Raw genomic sequence first — 16,818 nt, 5'->3', positions numbered from 1 at the left:
AGCGACGTGAGCGGCAAGGGTGCACCGGAACTGTCCGTACGCAACGTGGGGGACCTGCGGGTCGCCGTCGTCGCGGCACAGTGGCACGACCAGGTGATGGACGGACTGGTGGACGGCGCCCTGCGCGCCCTGCACGACCTCGGCATCGACGAGCCGACCCTGCTCAGGGTCCCCGGCAGCTTCGAGCTCCCGGTGGTCGCCAAGGTCCTCGCGGGCCGTGGCTACGACGCGGTCGTCGCCCTCGGCGTCGTCATCCGCGGCGGCACCCCCCACTTCGACTACGTGTGCCAGGGCGTCACCCAGGGCCTGGTCCAGGTCTCCGTGGAGACCGGCGTCCCCATCGGCTTCGGCGTCCTCACCTGCGACACCGAGGAGCAGGCCCTGGACCGCGCCGGACTGGAAGGCTCCAACGAGGACAAGGGGCACGAGGCGGTGACCGCGGCCGTCGCCACGGCGGCCACGCTCCGCTCAGTATCCGAACCGTGGCGCTAGCCCCGCCGGCACTACGCGTAAAGTGGGCGCCACCATGTCCAATAAGACGTTCGAGGAGCTCTTCACCGAGCTCCAGCACAAGGCCGCAAACGGCGACCCCGCCACCTCCCGCACCGCCGAGCTGGTGGACAAGGGGGTCCATGCCATCGGCAAGAAGGTCGTCGAGGAGGCCGCCGAGGTCTGGATGGCCGCCGAGTACGAGGGCAAGGACGCGGCGGCCGAGGAGATCTCGCAGCTGCTGTACCACGTCCAGGTGATGATGGTCGCCCGCGGCATCTCCCTGGACGACGTCTACGCCCACCTGTGAGCCCAGCACCCCCCTGCCCCACTCCACGCAAAGGAAGCCGACCTCATGCTGCGCATCGCCGTCCCCAACAAGGGTTCCCTCTCCGGCCCTGCGGCGGACATGCTGCATGAGGCCGGCTACCAGCAGCGCCGCGAGTCCAAGGAACTGCGCGTCGTCGACCCGACCAACGAGGTCGAGTTCTTCTACCTCCGGCCCCGCGACATCGCGATCTACGTCTCCTCCGGCAAGCTGGACATCGGCATCACCGGCCGGGACCTGCTGATCGACTCCGGCGCCGACGCGGAGGAGATCCTGCCGCTCGGCTTCGCCCGCTCCACCTTCCGCTTCGCCGGAAAGCCGGGCGCGGCAGGCGGCATCGAGGACCTCAAGGGCCGCACCGTCGCCACCTCCTACGAGGGCATCGTCGCCGCCCACCTGGCCGACCGGGGCATCGACGCCTCCGTCGTCCACCTCGACGGCGCCGTCGAGACCGCCATCGAACTCGGCGTCGCCGAGGTCATCGCCGACGTCGTGGAGACCGGCACCTCCCTGCGCAACGCGGGCCTGGAGGTCTTCGGCGAGCCCATCATGAAGTCCGAGGCCGTCGTGATCCGCCGCGCGGGCGCCGAGCCCGACGAGGCCACCGAGCCCAAGGTCCAGCAGTTCCTGCGCCGCCTCCAGGGCGTCCTGGTCGCCCGGACGTACGTGATGATGGACTACGACTGCCGCGTCGAGCAGCTGGAGAAGGCCGTCGCGCTCACCCCCGGCCTCGAATCCCCCACGGTCTCCCCGCTGCACAACGAGGGCTGGGTCGCCGTCCGCGCGATGGTCCCCGCCAAGGAGGCCCAGCGGATCATGGACGACCTCTACGAGATCGGCGCCCGGGCCATCCTGACCACGGCCATCCACGCCTGCCGTCTCTGAGCCCGCCCGGAGCGACGCCATGCCCGACACCACGCCGGACCTGCCCGCCCTGCCCGTCACCTTCCGGCCGGGCCGCACCCGCGCCGTCCTGATCGTCCTCGCCGTCGCCACCTTCGCGACCATCACGGCGGTCGGGACGGTGCTCGCCGGCCTCGGGACGGGGGAGCGCCTCAGCTTCGTGCTGACGGCCCTCCTCCTGGCCGGCGGACTGCTCCTGCTGGCCCGGCCTCACGTCGCCGCCGACGCGACGGGCGTCACGGTCGTCAACCTGACCACCAGGCGGCGCCTGGCCTGGCCCGAGATCCTCCGGGTCAACCTCCGCCACGGCGACCCCTGGGTCTTCCTCGACCTCAGCGACGGCACCAGCCTGCCCGTGCTCGGCATCCAGCCGGGCATCGCCAAGCAGCGCGCCATCGCCGACGCCCGCGCCCTGCGCGCCCTCGTGGAGGCCCGGTCCGGCGCCCAACCCGATCCGACGCGTGACTGACACCGCGCCGCGAGCCCTGCCGCGGGCGCCCTTTTCCTGATTAATCTGGGAACGACAGACGCGCCCACCGCGTCCTCGCCCCTGCCGCTCCGCCCGGTGCGCAGGGGGTTCCTGCTACCCGAGGAGTGACTCCCTCCGGCGATGGACGGACCGTCCTGCAGTACTTGCGCCGCCCCCTGCTGTGACACCGCACAGGCGGCGGCATCATGACCACCCCCCTGCTGCTCCTGGCAGCCGCTTTCCTGCTGATCCTCGCCAACGGCTTCTTCGTCGCCGCCGAGTTCGGCCTCGTCACCGTCGAACGGCCGGACGCCGAACAGGCCGCCGCCGACGGTGACCGGCGGGCCCACCGGGTCGTCGAATCCCTCAAGGAGCTGTCCTTCCAGCTCTCCGGCACCCAGCTCGGGATCACCATCACCTCCCTGGTCGTCGGCATGCTCGCCGAACCGGCGCTCGCCCAGCTCCTGGACGGCCCGTTCACGGCCGTCGGCGTCCCCGACGGCGCCGTGCCCGGCGTGTCGGTCGTCGTCGGCATGCTGCTGGCCTCGGCGGTGCAGATGGTGATCGGCGAGCTGGTGCCCAAGAACTGGGCGGTCTCCAGGCCCCTCCAGGTCGCGCGCTTCGTCGCCGGCCCGCAGCACGCCTTCGCCCGGCTCTTCCACCCCGTGATCGCGGCCCTGAACTCCGTGGCCAACCGCCTGGTCCGCGCACTCGGCATCGAGCCCGCCGAAGAGCTGGCCTCCGCCCGCACCCCCGGCGAACTGGTCTCCCTGGCCCGGCACTCCGCCCGCGCCGGCGCGCTGGAACAGGGCACCGCCGACCTCTTCGTGCGGACCCTGTCCCTGGGCGACCTGACCGCCCAGCACGTCATGACCCCGCGGGTGAAGGTCAGCGCCCTGCACTCCTCGGCCACCGCCCAGGACGTGGTCAACCTGACCCGCGCCACCGGACTGTCCCGCTTCCCCGTCTACCGGGAGAGGATCGACGAGATCGTCGGCATGGTGCACCTCAAGGACGCGCTCGCCGTCCCCGCCCACGACCGGCTGCGCGTCCTGACCGGCCGGATCGCCCGCCCGGCGCTGCTCGTCCCCGAGACGCTGCCCGTCCGGCCGCTCCTCGCCCGCCTGCGCAGCGAGCAGCCCATCGCGGTCGTGGTCGACGAGTACGGCGGCACGGCCGGCGTCGTCACGCTGGAGGACATCGTCGAGGAGATCGTCGGCGAGGTCCGCGACGAGCACGACGGCCTGGACGCGCCCGAACTGGCCCCCGCCCCGCCCGAGGACGGCCGCCCCGCCTGGGACGTCGACGGCAGCTGCCGCGTCGACGCCCTGCGCCGCGTCGGTCTCGAAGCGCCCGACGGTCCGTACGAGACCGTGGCCGGGCTCGTCGCCGACCTGCTCGGCCGCATCCCCGCCGTCGGCGACCGCGCGGAGCTGCCCGGCTGGCGGCTCTCCGTCCGCCAGGTCGGCCACTACCGCGCCGAACGGATACGGCTGGTGCGCACGGCGCCGGTCTCGGTGCCGGAGGCCGCCCGATGAGCGTCCTGCAACTCCTCTTCGCGGCGCTGCTCGTGCTCGCCAACGGGTTCTTCGTCGGCGCCGAGTTCGCGCTGGTCTCGGTGCGCCGCAGCCAGATCGAACCACTCGGCACCGCCCGCGCCCGCCAGGTCCTGTACGGGCTGGAGCGGCTGCCGCGGATGATGGCCGCCGCCCAGTTCGGGATCACCGTCTGCTCACTGACGCTCGGCGCCGTCGCCGAACCGACCGTCGCGCATCTGCTGGAGCCCGCCTTCGCGTGGATCCACCTGCCGCACGGCATGATCCACCCGCTCGGCTACGTCATCGCGCTGGCCGTCGTGGTCTTCTGCCACCTCGTCATCGGCGAGATGGTCCCGAAGAACCTCGCGATGGCCGCCCCCGAGAAGGCCGCCCTGTGGCTCAGCCCCGGCCTGGTCGCCTTCGCCCGCCTCTGCGGACCGGTCACCGTCGCACTCGGCGCCTGCGCGCGGGTCGTCCTGCGGCTGTTCCGCGTCGAGCCCAAGGACGAGGTCGAGGCCGTCTTCACCAGCGAGCAGCTCAACCGCCTGGTGGAGGACGCCGGCCAGGCCGGCCTGCTCGACCCGGAGGAGCAGGAACGCCTGGAGGACGCCCTGGAACTGGGCTCCCGCCCGGTCACCGACGTGCTCCTCAAGAGGGAGTCCCTGGTGACGGTCAGCCCCTCGGTCACCCCGGCCCGGATCGTCGCGCTCACCGCCCGCACCGGGTACTCGCGCTTCCCGGTCGCCGCCGGACAGGGCGCCTTCATGGGGTACCTGCACGTCAAGGACGTCCTCGACCTGGAGGAGTCCGAGCGGGCCGTGCCCCAGCACCTCTGGCGCCCGATGACCACGCTGCGCCCCGAACTGCCCCTCGACGACGCCCTCACGGTGATGCGCCGCGCGGCCACCCACCTGGCCCAGGTGACGGACGCCTCCGGCCGGGTGCTGGGCCTGGTCGCTCTGGAGGACGTGCTGGAGCTGCTGGTGGGGGAGGTCAGGGACCCGGCCCACCGGGTGGTGACGCCGCAGCTCACCCGGTCGGCGGATCCTGCGGCCCCCGCCCCGACAGCACCTCCCCATACGCCTGCATCAAGTCCGGCAGCCGCAACGTAGCCAGGTCGTCCCGGGTCAGCTCGCCGGGACAGACCGACAACCGCAGATCCCGGTAGGCGCAGCTCTTCTCGTACAGCGTCCGCAGGAACCGCCCGTTGCCCAACTCGTCGATCCACCCCTGGTCCACCACGTGCCCGGCGATCGACCGCAGCTCGTCCAGCGCCTCCTCGTCCCACCCGTCCCCGTTCTCGGCCGCGAGCACCTCACCGATCGAGGTCAGCTCCAGCGGCCGGTACGAGGGGAAGTCGACCCGCGAGGTGAAGCGGGAGGACAGCCCCGGGTTGGCGGCGAGCAGCCGGTCCATGCCCTCCGGATAGCCGGCCAGGATCACCACCAGGTGGTCGCGGTTGTCCTCGGCGCGCTTCAGCAGCACCTGGAGCGCCTCGTCGCCGTACGCGTCGCCCTTGCCGTAGCCGGAGTTGGACAGGGAGTACGCCTCGTCCACGAAGAGGACGCCGCCGAGCGCGGAGTCGATCAGTTCGTTGGCCTTCACAGCGGTCTGGCCGAGGTACTCGCCGACCAGGTCGGCCCGCTGCGCCTCCACCAGGTGGTCACCGCCGAGCAGGCCGAGGGCGTAGAAGACGCGGCCCAGGATGCGGGCCACGGTGGTCTTGCCGGTGCCGGAGGGGCCGGAGAAGACGAAGTGACGTTTGGGCGGCTGGACCGGCAGGCCCTGCCCGGCGCGCAGCCGCGCCATGTTCAGCTGTGCGGACAGCGCCTTGACCTGACGCTTCACCGGCTCGAGTCCCACCATGCGCTCCAGCTCGGCGAGCGCCTCCTCCAGCAACGCGGGGTCGGTGGGCCCGGTCGGCAGGGCCGGATCGGCCCCGTCGGCCTTGTGGCGCACCGGCGGTCCGCTCAGCGTGGGCAGCGGCGAGCCCGGCGAGGACCCGGGCGCGGAGACCTTGAGGTCGCGCTGCTCGGTGCCGAAGAGCGGGTCAAGACCGTCCAGGCCGTCCAAGCCCGGGCCGGCTCCGGAGAGGCCCGCGAGGTCGGCGGCGTCGTCGTAGCCGTCGCTCTCGTCGATCGCCGCCAGCCGGGCCGAGGTGTCCATGAACGCCGGGTCGACGCGGTGCACGGCCCGGTACAGGGGGAGTGCCGCGGCGCTGCGGCCGGTGCCCTCGTGGGCCCGCGCCAGCCAGTAGCGCAGCTCCTTGCGCTGGGGCTGCTCGCTGCGGCACCGCATCAGGGCGGCCGACAGCAGCGGCTCGGCCTGGCCGAACATCTCCAGGCGGACCCGGGCCATGCCGCTGAAGAGGCCGGCCTCGATGCCCAGCAGGGGATCGCCGAGCAGGGGGTCGGTGTGCCGGACGAGCTGCTCCCAGTCCTTGACGAGGTAGGCGCGGCAGGCGTGCAGGAAGCGGACCTGGGCGTCGGTGTCGACCGGCGGCAGCCCGGCCAGCGCCCGGTCCAGCTCCGGGACGTGGCGGCCGTCCAGCCAGTGGGAGGCGTGCGCGAGCAGCAGGTCGCGCGGGTTCTCCAGCACGGGCTGCACCCACCAGCCCAGCCAGTACCAGGAGTTGAGGGTGCGACGGTGGCGGGCGCGCTGCTCGCCGAAACGCTCCCGGTTGCGGAACATCCGCAGCAAGGCGTTCGTGGTGTCGACGCGCAGGGCGTGCAGCCCCAGCCAGCCGTCGGCCATGGTGGGGTCGATGCGTACCGCGGTCCGGAACTCCTCCTCCGCCTGCGGGTAGGCCCCCATGGTGTAGGCGTCCACGCCGCGCAGCCAGGCGAGGTCGGCCGGGGCCTGCGGGCCCCGCGTGCCGAAGTCCATCCCGTCCCCCACGTACCGTGCCCCCGTCGGTAAGCCGCCGAGCCGTCGCCCGTCCGGCCGCCTCGGTCAACGGCTGCACCGAGGACCGGAGTTGCAGGTGCGCGCGGCAACCGCCCGTAGGTCGCACCGAGGGCATCGTACCCGCGGCGCCCGGTCCTCCGAAGAGTGCGGGGAGCCGTCGTTCCGCGAGGTGGGAGTGGCTGGAACAGGCGACCGAATGGTGACCGAGGGTGAGCGTCCGGCGTCACGGAGCACCCGGAAAACGGGCTCAGGGCAGAACGAAGCCCCCGATCACGGGGGAACAACCGGGGGCTTCGCGTCTGTCGGCGGCTTCGAACTACCGCACATTCAGAACGTAAGACCTGTACGGCCCCTGGGTCAAGCGGAGTTGGGGCGCGTCCGTGGGTTGCCGGGGCGCGATCTTCACGAGTTCAGCACATTGCCGACGGTCCGTCACCCTGCGTGAAAAAAGGGGGTCCGGAAGTGGTCCCCGCCGGCCCCGGCAGCACCTCGTACCCCTCCTCCCTCTGCCGTACCAGGCAGTGCGCGAAGGGGCGCGAAGGGTCGTCCGTGAGGTGGCGGCGCTCCGCCGGAACCCATCCGTCCCAGAACTCCCGCTGTTCCGCTCCGTCGCGCGCCCGGCCGCGGGCCCACGCCTCCTCGGCGGGCAGGTCCATCCAGAACAGCAGCGCCAGGTGCGGACGGAGCGCCCGACGGCCCGCGCCGACCCCCTCGACCAGTACCACCGGCGCGGGCGGCAGCGGACGCGCCGCCCCGAAGCGCCGGGACCGCCAGTCGTAGGGGGTGTAGTGCGCGGTGTCCCCGTGTCGCAGCGGCTCGATCACCTGGCCGAGCAGCCGGTCGGTCCAGTCGAACAGTTCGTCGTGACTGGCGATGTCGTCGAGGCGCAGCACCGGTGCGCCGCCCAGCCCGGCCGCCAGCCGTCCGGCGAACGTGGACTTCCCGGAACCGGCGTGCCCGTCGACGCCGATCAGGCGCACGGGCCCGCAGGAGGGCGGAAGGCGGCGGAGCCGGGCGGCGAGGTCGTGGATGACGGATCCTGTGCGGCACGAGGGGACGGACACGGTTCGCCCCGCACTCTAACCGCGCCCCCGACCCGTCCCCACCTCGCCGTTCGCGCCACAGGTCGACACCAATGTTCGTGGCGTGGCGTGCGCGGAAGTGCTGGCAGGAGCGGGCGCCTGCGGTCATAGTGGGCGCACGACCGTGCAACGGACCCGCCCGACTCGGACACCTGGGGGTCTCCCGCCCATGAGCAGAGCCGAACAGCCGTCCCGCAGAGCCGTCCTGGCCGCGGCAGTCGCCGCGGCCGCCGTCGCCGGTGGCGCGGTCCCGGCCACCGCCGAGGCCGCCGCGTCCGGCGCGGGCACCGGCGGTGGCGACGGGGACACCGGCCGCGCCCCCGCCCGCCGGGTCGACTACCGCGCCTGGACGACCTACAGCGACTGGCGGCGCGGTACCACCCGGGGGGCCCGGGTCGCGGCGGGCTCCCGGCCCGGCGTGACGATCGGCACCCCGGCCGGCACCACCGACTACACCGACCCGCACACCGGCACCACCGCCGCCTGGGAGTACGCCACCTGGACCTCGCCCGTCCACCGGCTCACCGTGCCCTCGACGGAGGCCATCGCCTCCTGGAACGCGCACACCCCGAGCGGCACCTGGATCCAGGTCGAGCTGCGCGGCACCTACTCCGACGGCACGGACACGCCCTGGTACGTGATGGGCCGCTGGACGGCGGGCGACGGTGACCAGGACATCCGCCGCACCTCGGTCGACGACCAGGGCGACGGCAGGAGCAGCGTCTGGACGGACACCTTCGCGGTCGACGACGCGGCCTCGGGCCTCCGCCTGGCCTCCTACCGGCTCCGGCTCACCCTGTACCGGCGCCCCGGCACGCGGAGCGCGCCCACCGTCTGGCGGCTCGGCGCGATGGGGTCCGACGTCCCCGACCGCTTCACCGTCCCGGCCTCCGCGCCCGGCCTCGCCCGGGAACTGCGCGTCCCGCGCTACTCGCAGGAGATCCACAAGGGCCAGTACCCCGAGTACGACAACGGCGGCGAGGCCTGGTGCAGCCCCACCTCCTCGCAGATGATCATCGAGTACTGGGGTGGCAGGCTCACCGAGGACCAGCTCTCCTGGGTCGACCCCTCCTACGCCGACCCGCAGGTCTGCCACGCGGCCCGGTGCACGTACGACAACCAGTACTCCGGCTGCGGCAACTGGCCGTTCAACGCCGCCTACGCGGCCACCTTCAAGGGCCTCCAGGGCGTGGTGACCCGCCTCGGCTCCCTCACCGACCTGGAGACGCTGATCGCGGCCGGCATCCCGGCCATAACGTCCCAGTCGTTCCTGGAGAAGGAGCTGACCGGGGCGGGGTACGGCACCTCGGGCCACCTGATGACCGTGATCGGCTTCACCGCCGACGGGGACGTGATCGCCAACGACCCCGCCTCCGACGACAACGAGGCGGTGCGGCGCGTCTACAAGCGGCGCGAGTGGGAGAACATCTGGCTGCGGACCAAGCGGTACAACGCCGACGGCAAGGTCGTCTCCGGCACCGGCGGCGTCTGCTACCTGTACTTCCCGGCCCACCCGAGCGCGCGCCAGCGCAGGGCGCTCGCGGCGGTGGGCGTGCGCTGACGCAGCTCGAGGGCCCCCGGCGGACCGCCGCCGGGGGCCCTCGCTGTGACCAAGGTCTCCGGCGCAAAAGCCGCTGTCGGTGGCAAGGTGGACAGGACCGCGGGGGGAGTCCGCCGAACGCCCGAGATCAGTGAGAAGCCATGACCGCACACACCGCCACCGCCGCCCGTGTCCGTACCGGCGGCCCCAAGGACGACGGTCCGAAGATCGTCGAGCACGTCATGGGATGGACCCTCGTCGTGGTGGTCGCGATGCTCGTGGTTCAGCTGGGGCTGCTGTGACGTGACCGGCGTGTGACCTGCCCCACGACCCGACCTGCCATACTGCGGATGTCCCGCTGCCCGTAGGAGACCAGGGTCGAAATTGAATATCAGTCAACAACGTGCCGACGCCCGTCCCCGGGCGCGCGGCACCGAGCGGTCGCTGGCACGTCGCGCCGAACTCATCGCCATCGGGCGGAGGTTGTTCGCGGACACGTCCTACGACGCGCTCTCGATGGACGACATCGCCCGCCAGGCGCATGTCGCCAAAGGGCTGATCTACTACTACTTCCAGTCCAAGCGGGGCTACTACCTGGCGATCATCCAGGACTCCGTCGCCGACCTGGTCACCACCGCCGCCCGGGGCACCGAACTGCCCCAGGTGGACCGCGTGCAGCGCACCATCGACGGCTACCTGCGCTACGCCGAGCACAACCAGGCCGCCTACCGGACCATCGTCAGCGGCGGGGTCGGCTTCGACGCCGAGGTGCACGCCATCCGGGACGGGGTGCGCGAGGCCATCGTCGCCACCATCGCGGAGGGGGCCTACGGCCGCTCCGACATCGGGCCGCTGGCCCGCATGGGCCTGCTCGCCTGGGTGTGCAGCGTCGAGGGCGCCACCCTCGACTGGATCGGCCGGCCCGAACTGCTCCGCGAGACCATGCGCGAACTCCTGGTCAAGTCGCTCGGCGGCACCCTGCGCGCCATCGAGGAGCTGGACCCCGCCTACCCGGCCCCGGAGCCCGCCCGCCGCGACAGCTGACGAAGGGGCGGAGGCCCGAGCCGGCCTCCGCCCCCGCCCCCGTGCGCCGGGTGGTTCAGTCGATCGCCTTGATCAGCTCACCGTTCGCGGTGTCACCGCTCAGCTCCCAGAAGAACGTCCCGCCCAGACCCTGCTCGTTCTTGTACGACATCTTGGTCGCGATGGTCTGCGGGGTGTCGTAACTCCACCAGTCGCTGCCGCACTTGGCGTATGCGGTGCCCGCCACCGTGCCGGTCGCCGGGCAACTGGTCTTCAGCACCTTGTAGTCCTCGATGCCGTTCTCGTACGTGCCCTTCGCCGGGCCGGTCGCGGTGGAGCCGGGCTCCGACTGGGTGACGCCGGTCCAGCCGCGGCCGTAGAAGCCGATGCCGAGCAGCAGCTTCGAGGCCGGAACGCCGAGGCCCTTGAGCTTCGCGATGGTCGCCGAGGAGTGGTAGTCCGCCTTGGGAATGCCGGAGTACGAGGTGAGCGGCGAGTGCGGCGCGGTCGGTCCGGTGGCGTCCCAGGCGCCGAAGAAGTCGTACGTCATCGGGTTGTACCAGTCGACGTACTGGGCGGCGCCCGCGTAGTCGGCCGCGTCGATCTTGCCGCCGGCCGTCGCGTCGGCCGTGATCGCCGCGGTCACCAGGTAGTCCTGGCCGAACTTGGCACGCAGCGCGCTCATCAGCTTCGGGAACGCGTCCCGGCCGCTCTCGTCGCAGCTCAGGCCGCAGGCGTTGGGGTACTCCCAGTCGATGTCGATGCCGTCGAAGACATCGGCCCACTTGGAGTTCTCGACCAGGTCGTAGCAGGACTGGGCGAAGGCGGCCGGGTCCTTGGCGGCCTCCGTGAACCCGCCGGACCAGGTCCAGCCGCCGAAGGACCACAGGATCTTGAGGTCGGGGTGCTTCTCCTTCAGCTTGAGCAGCTGGTTGAAGTTGCCCCGCAGCGGCTGGTCCCAGGTGTCGGCGGTCCCGTCGACGGACTCGGCCGCGGTGTACGCCCGGTCGGTCGCCGCGTAGGCGTCGCCCATCGCGCACTTGCCGCCGGTGACGTTGCCGAAGGCGTAGTTGATGTGGGTCAGTTCGGCGGCGGAACCGGAGGTCTCGACGTTCTTGACGTAGTACTTCCGGTCGTAGGTGCCCCATTCGGTGAAGTAGCCGACGACCTTGGAACCGGCCGCGGCCTGCGTGGCGGGCGCCTGCGGAGGAGGCGTGGCCGTGGCCGTGCCGGCGCCGGCCAGCAGCCCCGCGCCGAGGGCGACGGAACACAGGGCGGAGAAGAGCGTCCGCAGGGAGCGGGCGCTGGGGAGGTGCGGGACGTGCATCGGGTGTCTCCTCGTGGGGGGAAGAGGGAAACGCGCGCCGATTGGCATGAACGCGGTAACGCGTTCGGGCCGTCACCGTAGAAGGACTAGACCAGTGGGGTCAATGGTGCGGACCATTTTCCGTCTGGAGGGCCGAATTCCGGCCCTTCGCGGCGGGCCGGACCCTTTCTTGAAGTAAGCGGTCGTTAACTGGTGACTCCATGCGTCCAATCGGGCATACTCACAGCGCACAGCCGCTGGTCAGCCGCTTCCGCGACCCGGGAGTGCGAGCATCGGCCAGGCCCGAACGACCCGGCGGAACCGCCTCCACCCAAGGCGCACGTCCGCCGATGCGCCCGACAGGGAGGAGAGCGTCGCCATGCCCGACCGCGCCCCGCAGCCGGTGGACCGGCAACTGCCCACGGACGAGGCACGGGATCTGATCTCACTCGTCCGCGACATCGCGCAGCGTGAGATCGCCCCGAGCGCGGCCGAGGAGGAGGACGCCGGACGCTTCCCGCGCGAGGTCTTCGCCCTGCTCTCCGACTCCGGTCTGCTCGGCCTGCCCTACGACGCCCAGTTCGGCGGCGGCGAGCAGCCCTACGAGGTGTACCTGCAGGTCCTGGAGGAGTTCGCCGCCGCCCGCCTCACCGTGGGCCTCGGCGTCAGCGTGCACACCCTCGCCTGCTACGCGCTGGCCGCCTACGGCACCAAGGAGCAGCAGGCCGACCATCTGCCCGCGATGCTCGGCGGCGGTCTGGTGGGCGCCTACTGCCTCTCCGAGCCCGCCTCCGGATCCGACGCCGCCTCGCTGCGCACCAAGGCCGTGCGCGAGGGCGACGACTGGGTGATCGACGGCACCAAGGCCTGGATCACCCACGGCGGCATCGCGGACTTCTACACCGTCATGGCGCGCACCGGCGAGGACGGGCCGCGCGGCATCACGGCCTTCCTGGTGCCCGGCGACGCCGAGGGGCTGAGCGCGGCGGTGCCGGAGAAGAAGATGGGGCTCAAGGGCTCACCCACCGCGCAGATCCACCTCGACGGCGTGCGGGTCCCGGACGACCGCCGGCTCGGCGATGAGGGGCAGGGCTTCGCCATCGCGCTGTCGGCGCTCGACTCGGGGCGGCTCGGCATCGCCGCCTGCGCGGTCGGCGTGGCCCAGGCGGCGCTGGACGAGGCGGTGTCCTACGCGGTCGAGCGGCGCCAGTTCGGCAAGCCGATCTCCGACTTCCAGGGGCTGCGCTTCATGCTGGCCGACATGGCGACCCGGATCGAGGCCGGGCGTGCGCTGTACCTGACGGCGGCGCGGCTGCGCGACGCCGGACGCCCGTTCGCCAAGCAGGCGGCCATGGCCAAGCTGTACTGCACCGACGCGGCGATGCAGGTGACCACCGACGCCGTGCAGGTCCTCGGCGGGTACGGCTACACCGCGGACTTCCCGGCCGAGCGGTACATGCGCGAGGCGAAGGTGCTCCAGATCGTCGAGGGCACCAATCAGATCCAGCGCATGGTCATCGCGCGTCACCTCGCGGGTCCCGAGGGACGCTGAAGTCGCCGGTGACGGTGAAGCCGCCGGCGACGGTGAAGCCACCGGCGACGCGGGAGTCGCCGTTGGCGAGGGCGTCGGCGGCGGTCAGGGCGTCGGCGCCGGTGAAGAAGTCGCCCAGTCCGCGCGGGGGTTCCGCGAGCCTGATCCACTCCGGGTCGTGGCGCCCGGGCAGGGTGCGGCCGCCGTCGGCCCAGGTCCGCATCAGCTCGCGGTAGATGGGTGGGTCCGGGATCTGCGGGGCCGGCGGAACCGGTCCGGCGGGCACCGGGACGAACACGCGGCGCCGACTCCCGGTCGCCGAGTACGTGTGGGTCATACCCGGGCAACGCGGCGAAGTGGGGACAGGTCACCGGCGGACGCAATCGAGCGTGAGTTCGCGGGTGTCCGCCGCCGTCGCGCGGTTGCCGGGGCGTCCTGACGTGTCGTCGGCTCGTCGACGCCGACCCGCGCCACGGCGTCCTGTGAGCCGTGGCGCGGGTGGGTGATCGAATCGGGCGGCGTATATGGGCGGCGTCCCCGGAACGGGGGCGCCCGGGTGGCTCAGGCCGCTTCGCTCCGCATCGTCGGCACCCGCATCGGGCGCGAGCCCGGGCCGCCGACGTGGGAGAAGGGCTGGGTCCGCCAGTCGAGGCCCCGGGGGAGCGTCAACAGCAGGGCGGTGTCCTGCTCGTGGGGCTGGAAGGACTCGTCCGCGGGGCGGGCCTCGGTGGCCCTGCGGCCGGTGCCGGCGCAGACCGTGAGCCCGAACGGATTCCACGGAGAGGCGCAGAGCGCGTGCTCCGGCAGCTCCCGCTCGTCCGCCAGCAGCGCGATGGGCTGCGCGCAGTCCGGGCAGATCACCCGGTACATCTCGAAGGTGTCGTAGGCGTCGAGGTCCTCGTCGTCGAAGGCGTCGGGTTCGACGCCCTCCGATACGGGCTCGACGACCGGCTGCTGCCGCTTGGGCGCGGTACGACCGGGGCGCTTAAGACTCTGCATGGGATTCTCCCCCTCGGGCTGGGCCGTGACGGCACTGCGGCCTCGACCACAGCAAGCACTTCCCGCCCCCTTCGCGGGGTAATCACGCGAACATCACGGAGACCGTTCGAGCGGTGTGGTCTTCGTCACATGCCCGGCGCGGGTGCCCCGTCCGGTGGATTTGTCCCCGCCCCGAACGCGGCCGACGCCCCGTCACATCACGAACCGGACATGCCCCGGACCGCTCAGGTATCCGAGGAGATCAACCGCACTGTAGGTTCTTGCGCCATGGAGGAGCTGGACCGACAGATCGTGCAGCTGCTCGTCAAGGACGGGCGGATGAGCTACACCGACCTGGGCAAGGCCACGGGCCTGTCCACGTCGGCCGTGCACCAGCGGGTGCGGCGGCTGGAACAGCGCGGCGTCATCCGCGGGTACGCCGCGGTCGTCGACCCCGAGGCCGTCGGGCTGCCGATGACCGCCTTCATCTCGGTGAAACCCTTCGACCCCAGCGCCCCCGACGACATCGCGGACCGCCTGGCCGGCGTCCCCGAGATCGAGGCCTGCCACAGCGTGGCGGGCGACGAGAACTACATCCTCAAGGTCCGCGTCTCCACGCCGCACCAACTGGAGGAACTGCTCGCCCGGGTACGCTCCCTGGCCGGCGTCTCGACCCGGACCACCGTGGTGCTCTCCACGCCGTACGAGGCACGCCCGCCACGCGTCTGACTCCGGGCCGCCCCGGCTCGCCCGCGTGGCCGCCCCGGCTGCCGGGCGGCCCCCGTGAGGGGCGAGACTGGTGTCCATGAGTGAGACCACCACCCCGTCCTCGACCGTCCTGCTGCGCCGCGGCGAGGTCCACAGTCCCGCCGACCCCTTCGCCACGGCCATGGTCGTCGAGCGCGGCCAGGTCGCCTGGGTCGGCTCCGAGGGCGCCGCGGACGCCTTCGCGGACGGCGTGGACGAGGTGGTCGACCTGGACGGCGCGCTCGTCACCCCGGCGTTCACCGACGCACATGTGCACACCACCGCGACGGGTCTCGCCCTCACCGGTCTCGACCTCTCCGGTGCCCCCACCCGGGAGGCCGCCCTCACCCTCGTACGCGAATTCGCCGCCGCCCGCCCGGACGACCGCGTGCTCCTCGGACACGGCTGGGACGCCGCCCGCTGGCCCGACGGCGTACCGCCGACCCGCGCCGAACTGGACCGGGCCACCGGCGGCCGGCCCCTCTATCTCAGCCGTATCGACGTCCACTCGGCCGTGGTCACCACCGCCCTGCTCGATCTGACCCCCGGCCGGGTCGCCCGTGCGGACGGACCGCTCACCGGCGACGACCACCACGCCGTACGCGCCGCCGCGCTCGGCGCCGTCACCCCGGCCCAGCGCGCCGCGGCCCAGCGCGCCGCCCTCGCGCACGCCGCCTCCCTCGGCATCGGAACCGTTCACGAATGCGCAGGCCCGGAGATCTCCTCCGAGGACGACTTCACCGGTCTGCTGCGCCTGACGGCCGAGGAGGCGGGCCCGCGGGTCATCGGCTACTGGGCCGAACAGGACGTCGACAGGGCGCGCGAGCTGGGCGCGGTCGGGGCGGCCGGTGACCTCTTCGTCGACGGCTCCCTCGGCTCGCACACCGCGTGCCTGCACCAGCCGTACGCCGACGCCGCGCACACCGGCACCGCCCACCTGGACGCCGTCGCGGTCGCCGCGCACGTCGTCGCCTGCACCGAGGCCGGCCTCCAGGCCGGCTTCCACGCCATCGGCGACGCCGCCGTGGCCACCGTGGTGGAAGGGGTCCGCGCCGCCGCCGACAAGGTCGGCCTCGCCCGCCTGCGCGCCGCCCGCCACCGCGTCGAGCACGCCGAGATGCTCACCCCCGAGACCGTCGCCGCCTTCGCCGAACTGGGCCTCACCGCCTCCGTCCAGCCCGCCTTCGACGCCCTCTGGGGCGGCGAGGACGGCATGTACGCCCGGCGGCTCGGAGCGGAGCGGGCCCGTACGCTCAACCCCTTCGCGGCCCTGCTGCGCGCCGGGGTCCCGCTCGCCTTCGGCTCCGACAGCCCGGTCACCCCCCTCGACCCGTGGGGCACGGTCCGGGCCGCCGCCTTCCACCACACGCCGGAACACCGGATCTCCGTGCGCGCGGCGTTCACGGCGCACACGCGCGGCGGCTGGCGGGCGGTCGGGCGCGACGACGCGGGAGTGCTGGTGCCGGGCGTGCCCGCCGACTACGCCGTGTGGCGCACCGGCGAACTCGTGGTCCAGGCCCCGGACGACCGGGTGGCCCGCTGGTCCACCGACCCGCGCTCCGGCACTCCGGGCCTGCCGGATCTGACCCCGGGCCGGGACCTGCCGGTCTGCCTGCGCACCGTCGTGGGCGGCCGGACCGTGTTCGTGCGGCCGGGCGAGTGATTGCGACGGCCGACAGGGCGATGATCTTCGGGCGCGTCCGACGTGCGTGTCCTCCGCGCTGACCTGGGCTTTGACGCAAAAGGCGCAGGTGGAACGACTGTTGACAGGCGACGGCGGGGGGCCGGTAGGTTCGGCCGGGTCCACCACCGGACGCCCGACCGGGGAATCTTCCGCGCACCGTCGCGGCGCCGCTGAGTCAGGGACGGTGTGCCGAACCGGTGCACCGCCACTGGCAGCCAGGCTCAGCGCTCGCGCCATGACGAGGGATCGTTCCGGCCGGTCGGGAGGTGTGACCCCGGGTGGGGCCCGGGCGC

At 72.7% G+C, this 16,818-nt stretch carries 17 protein-coding genes; 12 read left to right on the top strand and 5 right to left on the bottom strand.

Annotation, left to right across the window (positions count from 1 at the left end):
• Nucleotides 1-6 precede the first annotated feature (6 nt).
• The 6 genes from ribH to OIE75_RS06445 all read left to right on the top strand — a co-directional run bounded on the left by ribH (nucleotide 7) and on the right by OIE75_RS06445 (nucleotide 4,839).
• Entirely contained in the window at nucleotides 7-492 is a 486-nt protein-coding gene (ribH, locus tag OIE75_RS06470) for a 6,7-dimethyl-8-ribityllumazine synthase (RefSeq protein ID WP_307010464.1), read from the top strand.
• A gap of 34 nt (nucleotides 493-526) precedes the next feature.
• The gene (locus tag OIE75_RS06465) at nucleotides 527-799 is read left to right on the top strand and encodes a phosphoribosyl-ATP diphosphatase (RefSeq protein WP_161331928.1); all 273 of its coding nucleotides are present in this window, start codon (nucleotides 527-529) and stop codon (nucleotides 797-799) included.
• A gap of 45 nt (nucleotides 800-844) precedes the next feature.
• Nucleotides 845-1,702 carry an ATP phosphoribosyltransferase gene (gene hisG, locus OIE75_RS06460; protein WP_122617145.1) on the top strand — a complete coding sequence of 286 codons (858 nt, stop codon included), beginning with the start codon at nucleotides 845-847 and terminating at the stop codon, nucleotides 1,700-1,702.
• Nucleotides 1,703-1,721: 19 nt separating this feature from the next.
• The gene (locus tag OIE75_RS06455; RefSeq protein ID WP_307010459.1) at nucleotides 1,722-2,189 is read left to right on the top strand and encodes a PH domain-containing protein; all 468 of its coding nucleotides are present in this window, start codon (nucleotides 1,722-1,724) and stop codon (nucleotides 2,187-2,189) included.
• Between the two features lie 206 nt (nucleotides 2,190-2,395).
• The gene (locus OIE75_RS06450) at nucleotides 2,396-3,727 is read left to right on the top strand and encodes a hemolysin family protein (RefSeq protein ID WP_307010458.1); all 1,332 of its coding nucleotides are present in this window, start codon (nucleotides 2,396-2,398) and stop codon (nucleotides 3,725-3,727) included.
• A complete protein-coding gene (locus OIE75_RS06445) occupies nucleotides 3,724-4,839 on the top strand; it encodes a hemolysin family protein (RefSeq protein ID WP_307010456.1) in 1,116 nt (371 codons plus the stop codon). Before OIE75_RS06450 ends, OIE75_RS06445 begins: the two co-directional genes overlap by 4 nt.
• Here OIE75_RS06445 and OIE75_RS06440 read toward each other — a convergent pair.
• Nucleotides 4,757-6,613 (bottom strand): AAA family ATPase, encoded by a 1,857-nt coding sequence (locus tag OIE75_RS06440; protein ID WP_329469912.1) that lies wholly within the window; start codon nucleotides 6,611-6,613, stop codon nucleotides 4,757-4,759. The genes OIE75_RS06445 and OIE75_RS06440 overlap by 83 nt on opposite strands.
• Nucleotides 6,614-7,044: 431 nt before the next feature.
• Nucleotides 7,045-7,698: a uridine kinase family protein gene (locus OIE75_RS06435; protein ID WP_307010454.1), complete on the bottom strand. Its 654-nt coding sequence runs from the start codon at nucleotides 7,696-7,698 to the stop codon at nucleotides 7,045-7,047.
• Between the two features lie 187 nt (nucleotides 7,699-7,885).
• On the opposite strand from OIE75_RS06435, the gene OIE75_RS06430 reads away from it, so the two are divergent.
• The 3 genes from OIE75_RS06430 (at nucleotide 7,886) to OIE75_RS06420 (ending at nucleotide 10,300) form a co-directional block, all read left to right on the top strand.
• Nucleotides 7,886-9,277, top strand: coding sequence for a peptidase C39 family protein (locus OIE75_RS06430; protein WP_329469910.1), 1,392 nt, complete (start codon nucleotides 7,886-7,888; stop codon nucleotides 9,275-9,277).
• A gap of 140 nt (nucleotides 9,278-9,417) precedes the next feature.
• On the top strand, nucleotides 9,418-9,558 hold the full coding sequence (locus tag OIE75_RS06425) for an SCO1431 family membrane protein (protein ID WP_307010449.1): 141 nt from the start codon (nucleotides 9,418-9,420) through the stop codon (nucleotides 9,556-9,558).
• Nucleotides 9,559-9,640: 82 nt separating this feature from the next.
• Nucleotides 9,641-10,300, top strand: a complete 660-nt coding sequence (locus tag OIE75_RS06420; RefSeq protein WP_307010448.1) for a TetR/AcrR family transcriptional regulator — start codon at nucleotides 9,641-9,643, stop codon at nucleotides 10,298-10,300.
• Between the two features lie 55 nt (nucleotides 10,301-10,355).
• Here the strand turns inward: OIE75_RS06420 and OIE75_RS06415 are convergent, their stop codons facing one another.
• Nucleotides 10,356-11,606: a glycoside hydrolase family 18 protein gene (locus OIE75_RS06415; RefSeq protein WP_329469908.1), complete on the bottom strand. Its 1,251-nt coding sequence runs from the start codon at nucleotides 11,604-11,606 to the stop codon at nucleotides 10,356-10,358.
• 358 nt (nucleotides 11,607-11,964) lie between these two features.
• On the opposite strand from OIE75_RS06415, the gene OIE75_RS06410 reads away from it, so the two are divergent.
• Entirely contained in the window at nucleotides 11,965-13,137 is a 1,173-nt protein-coding gene (locus tag OIE75_RS06410; RefSeq protein WP_329469906.1) for an acyl-CoA dehydrogenase, read from the top strand.
• Here the strand turns inward: OIE75_RS06410 and OIE75_RS06405 are convergent.
• Together OIE75_RS06405 and OIE75_RS06400 are read right to left on the bottom strand one after the other, a co-directional pair.
• Entirely contained in the window at nucleotides 13,100-13,414 is a 315-nt protein-coding gene (locus OIE75_RS06405; RefSeq protein ID WP_329469904.1) for a hypothetical protein, read from the bottom strand. The genes OIE75_RS06410 and OIE75_RS06405 overlap by 38 nt on opposite strands.
• Nucleotides 13,415-13,677: 263 nt before the next feature.
• Nucleotides 13,678-14,115 carry a hypothetical protein gene (locus tag OIE75_RS06400; RefSeq protein ID WP_161331269.1) on the bottom strand — a complete coding sequence of 146 codons (438 nt, stop codon included), beginning with the start codon at nucleotides 14,113-14,115 and terminating at the stop codon, nucleotides 13,678-13,680.
• A gap of 267 nt (nucleotides 14,116-14,382) precedes the next feature.
• Here OIE75_RS06400 and OIE75_RS06395 point away from each other — a divergent pair, with 267 nt between their 5' ends.
• Nucleotides 14,383-14,823: an Lrp/AsnC family transcriptional regulator gene (locus tag OIE75_RS06395; protein ID WP_122617133.1), complete on the top strand. Its 441-nt coding sequence runs from the start codon at nucleotides 14,383-14,385 to the stop codon at nucleotides 14,821-14,823.
• 76 nt (nucleotides 14,824-14,899) lie between these two features.
• Nucleotides 14,900-16,504, top strand: a complete 1,605-nt coding sequence (locus tag OIE75_RS06390) for an amidohydrolase (RefSeq protein WP_307010439.1) — start codon at nucleotides 14,900-14,902, stop codon at nucleotides 16,502-16,504.
• Nucleotides 16,505-16,818 lie beyond the last annotated feature (314 nt).

The organism is Streptomyces sp. NBC_01723 (assembly GCF_036246005.1).
Lineage (GTDB): Bacteria > Actinomycetota > Actinomycetes > Streptomycetales > Streptomycetaceae > Streptomyces.
The sequence above is the reverse complement of the archived record's forward strand: the minus strand, read 5'-3'. Positions and strand labels throughout refer to the sequence as shown.

What these genes read in the sequence shown, in the direction of transcription:
- OIE75_RS06430 (WP_329469910.1), top strand. Translation starts at nt 7,886, where the DNA reads ATGAGCAGAGCCGAACAGCCGTCCCGCAGAGCCGTCCTGGCCGCGGCA.
- OIE75_RS06390 (WP_307010439.1), top strand. Translation starts at nt 14,900, where the DNA reads ATGAGTGAGACCACCACCCCGTCCTCGACCGTCCTGCTGCGCCGCGGC.
- OIE75_RS06445 (WP_307010456.1), top strand. Translation starts at nt 3,724, where the DNA reads ATGAGCGTCCTGCAACTCCTCTTCGCGGCGCTGCTCGTGCTCGCCAAC.
- OIE75_RS06465 (WP_161331928.1), top strand. Translation starts at nt 527, where the DNA reads ATGTCCAATAAGACGTTCGAGGAGCTCTTCACCGAGCTCCAGCACAAG.
- OIE75_RS06450 (WP_307010458.1), top strand. Translation starts at nt 2,396, where the DNA reads ATGACCACCCCCCTGCTGCTCCTGGCAGCCGCTTTCCTGCTGATCCTC.
- OIE75_RS06410 (WP_329469906.1), top strand. Translation starts at nt 11,965, where the DNA reads ATGCCCGACCGCGCCCCGCAGCCGGTGGACCGGCAACTGCCCACGGAC.
- OIE75_RS06395 (WP_122617133.1), top strand. Translation starts at nt 14,383, where the DNA reads ATGGAGGAGCTGGACCGACAGATCGTGCAGCTGCTCGTCAAGGACGGG.
- OIE75_RS06455 (WP_307010459.1), top strand. Translation starts at nt 1,722, where the DNA reads ATGCCCGACACCACGCCGGACCTGCCCGCCCTGCCCGTCACCTTCCGG.
- OIE75_RS06415 (WP_329469908.1), bottom strand. Translation starts at nt 11,606, where the DNA reads ATGCACGTCCCGCACCTCCCCAGCGCCCGCTCCCTGCGGACGCTCTTC.
- hisG (WP_122617145.1), top strand. Translation starts at nt 845, where the DNA reads ATGCTGCGCATCGCCGTCCCCAACAAGGGTTCCCTCTCCGGCCCTGCG.
- OIE75_RS06440 (WP_329469912.1), bottom strand. Translation starts at nt 6,613, where the DNA reads ATGGACTTCGGCACGCGGGGCCCGCAGGCCCCGGCCGACCTCGCCTGG.
- OIE75_RS06425 (WP_307010449.1), top strand. Translation starts at nt 9,418, where the DNA reads ATGACCGCACACACCGCCACCGCCGCCCGTGTCCGTACCGGCGGCCCC.
- OIE75_RS06400 (WP_161331269.1), bottom strand. Translation starts at nt 14,115, where the DNA reads ATGCAGAGTCTTAAGCGCCCCGGTCGTACCGCGCCCAAGCGGCAGCAG.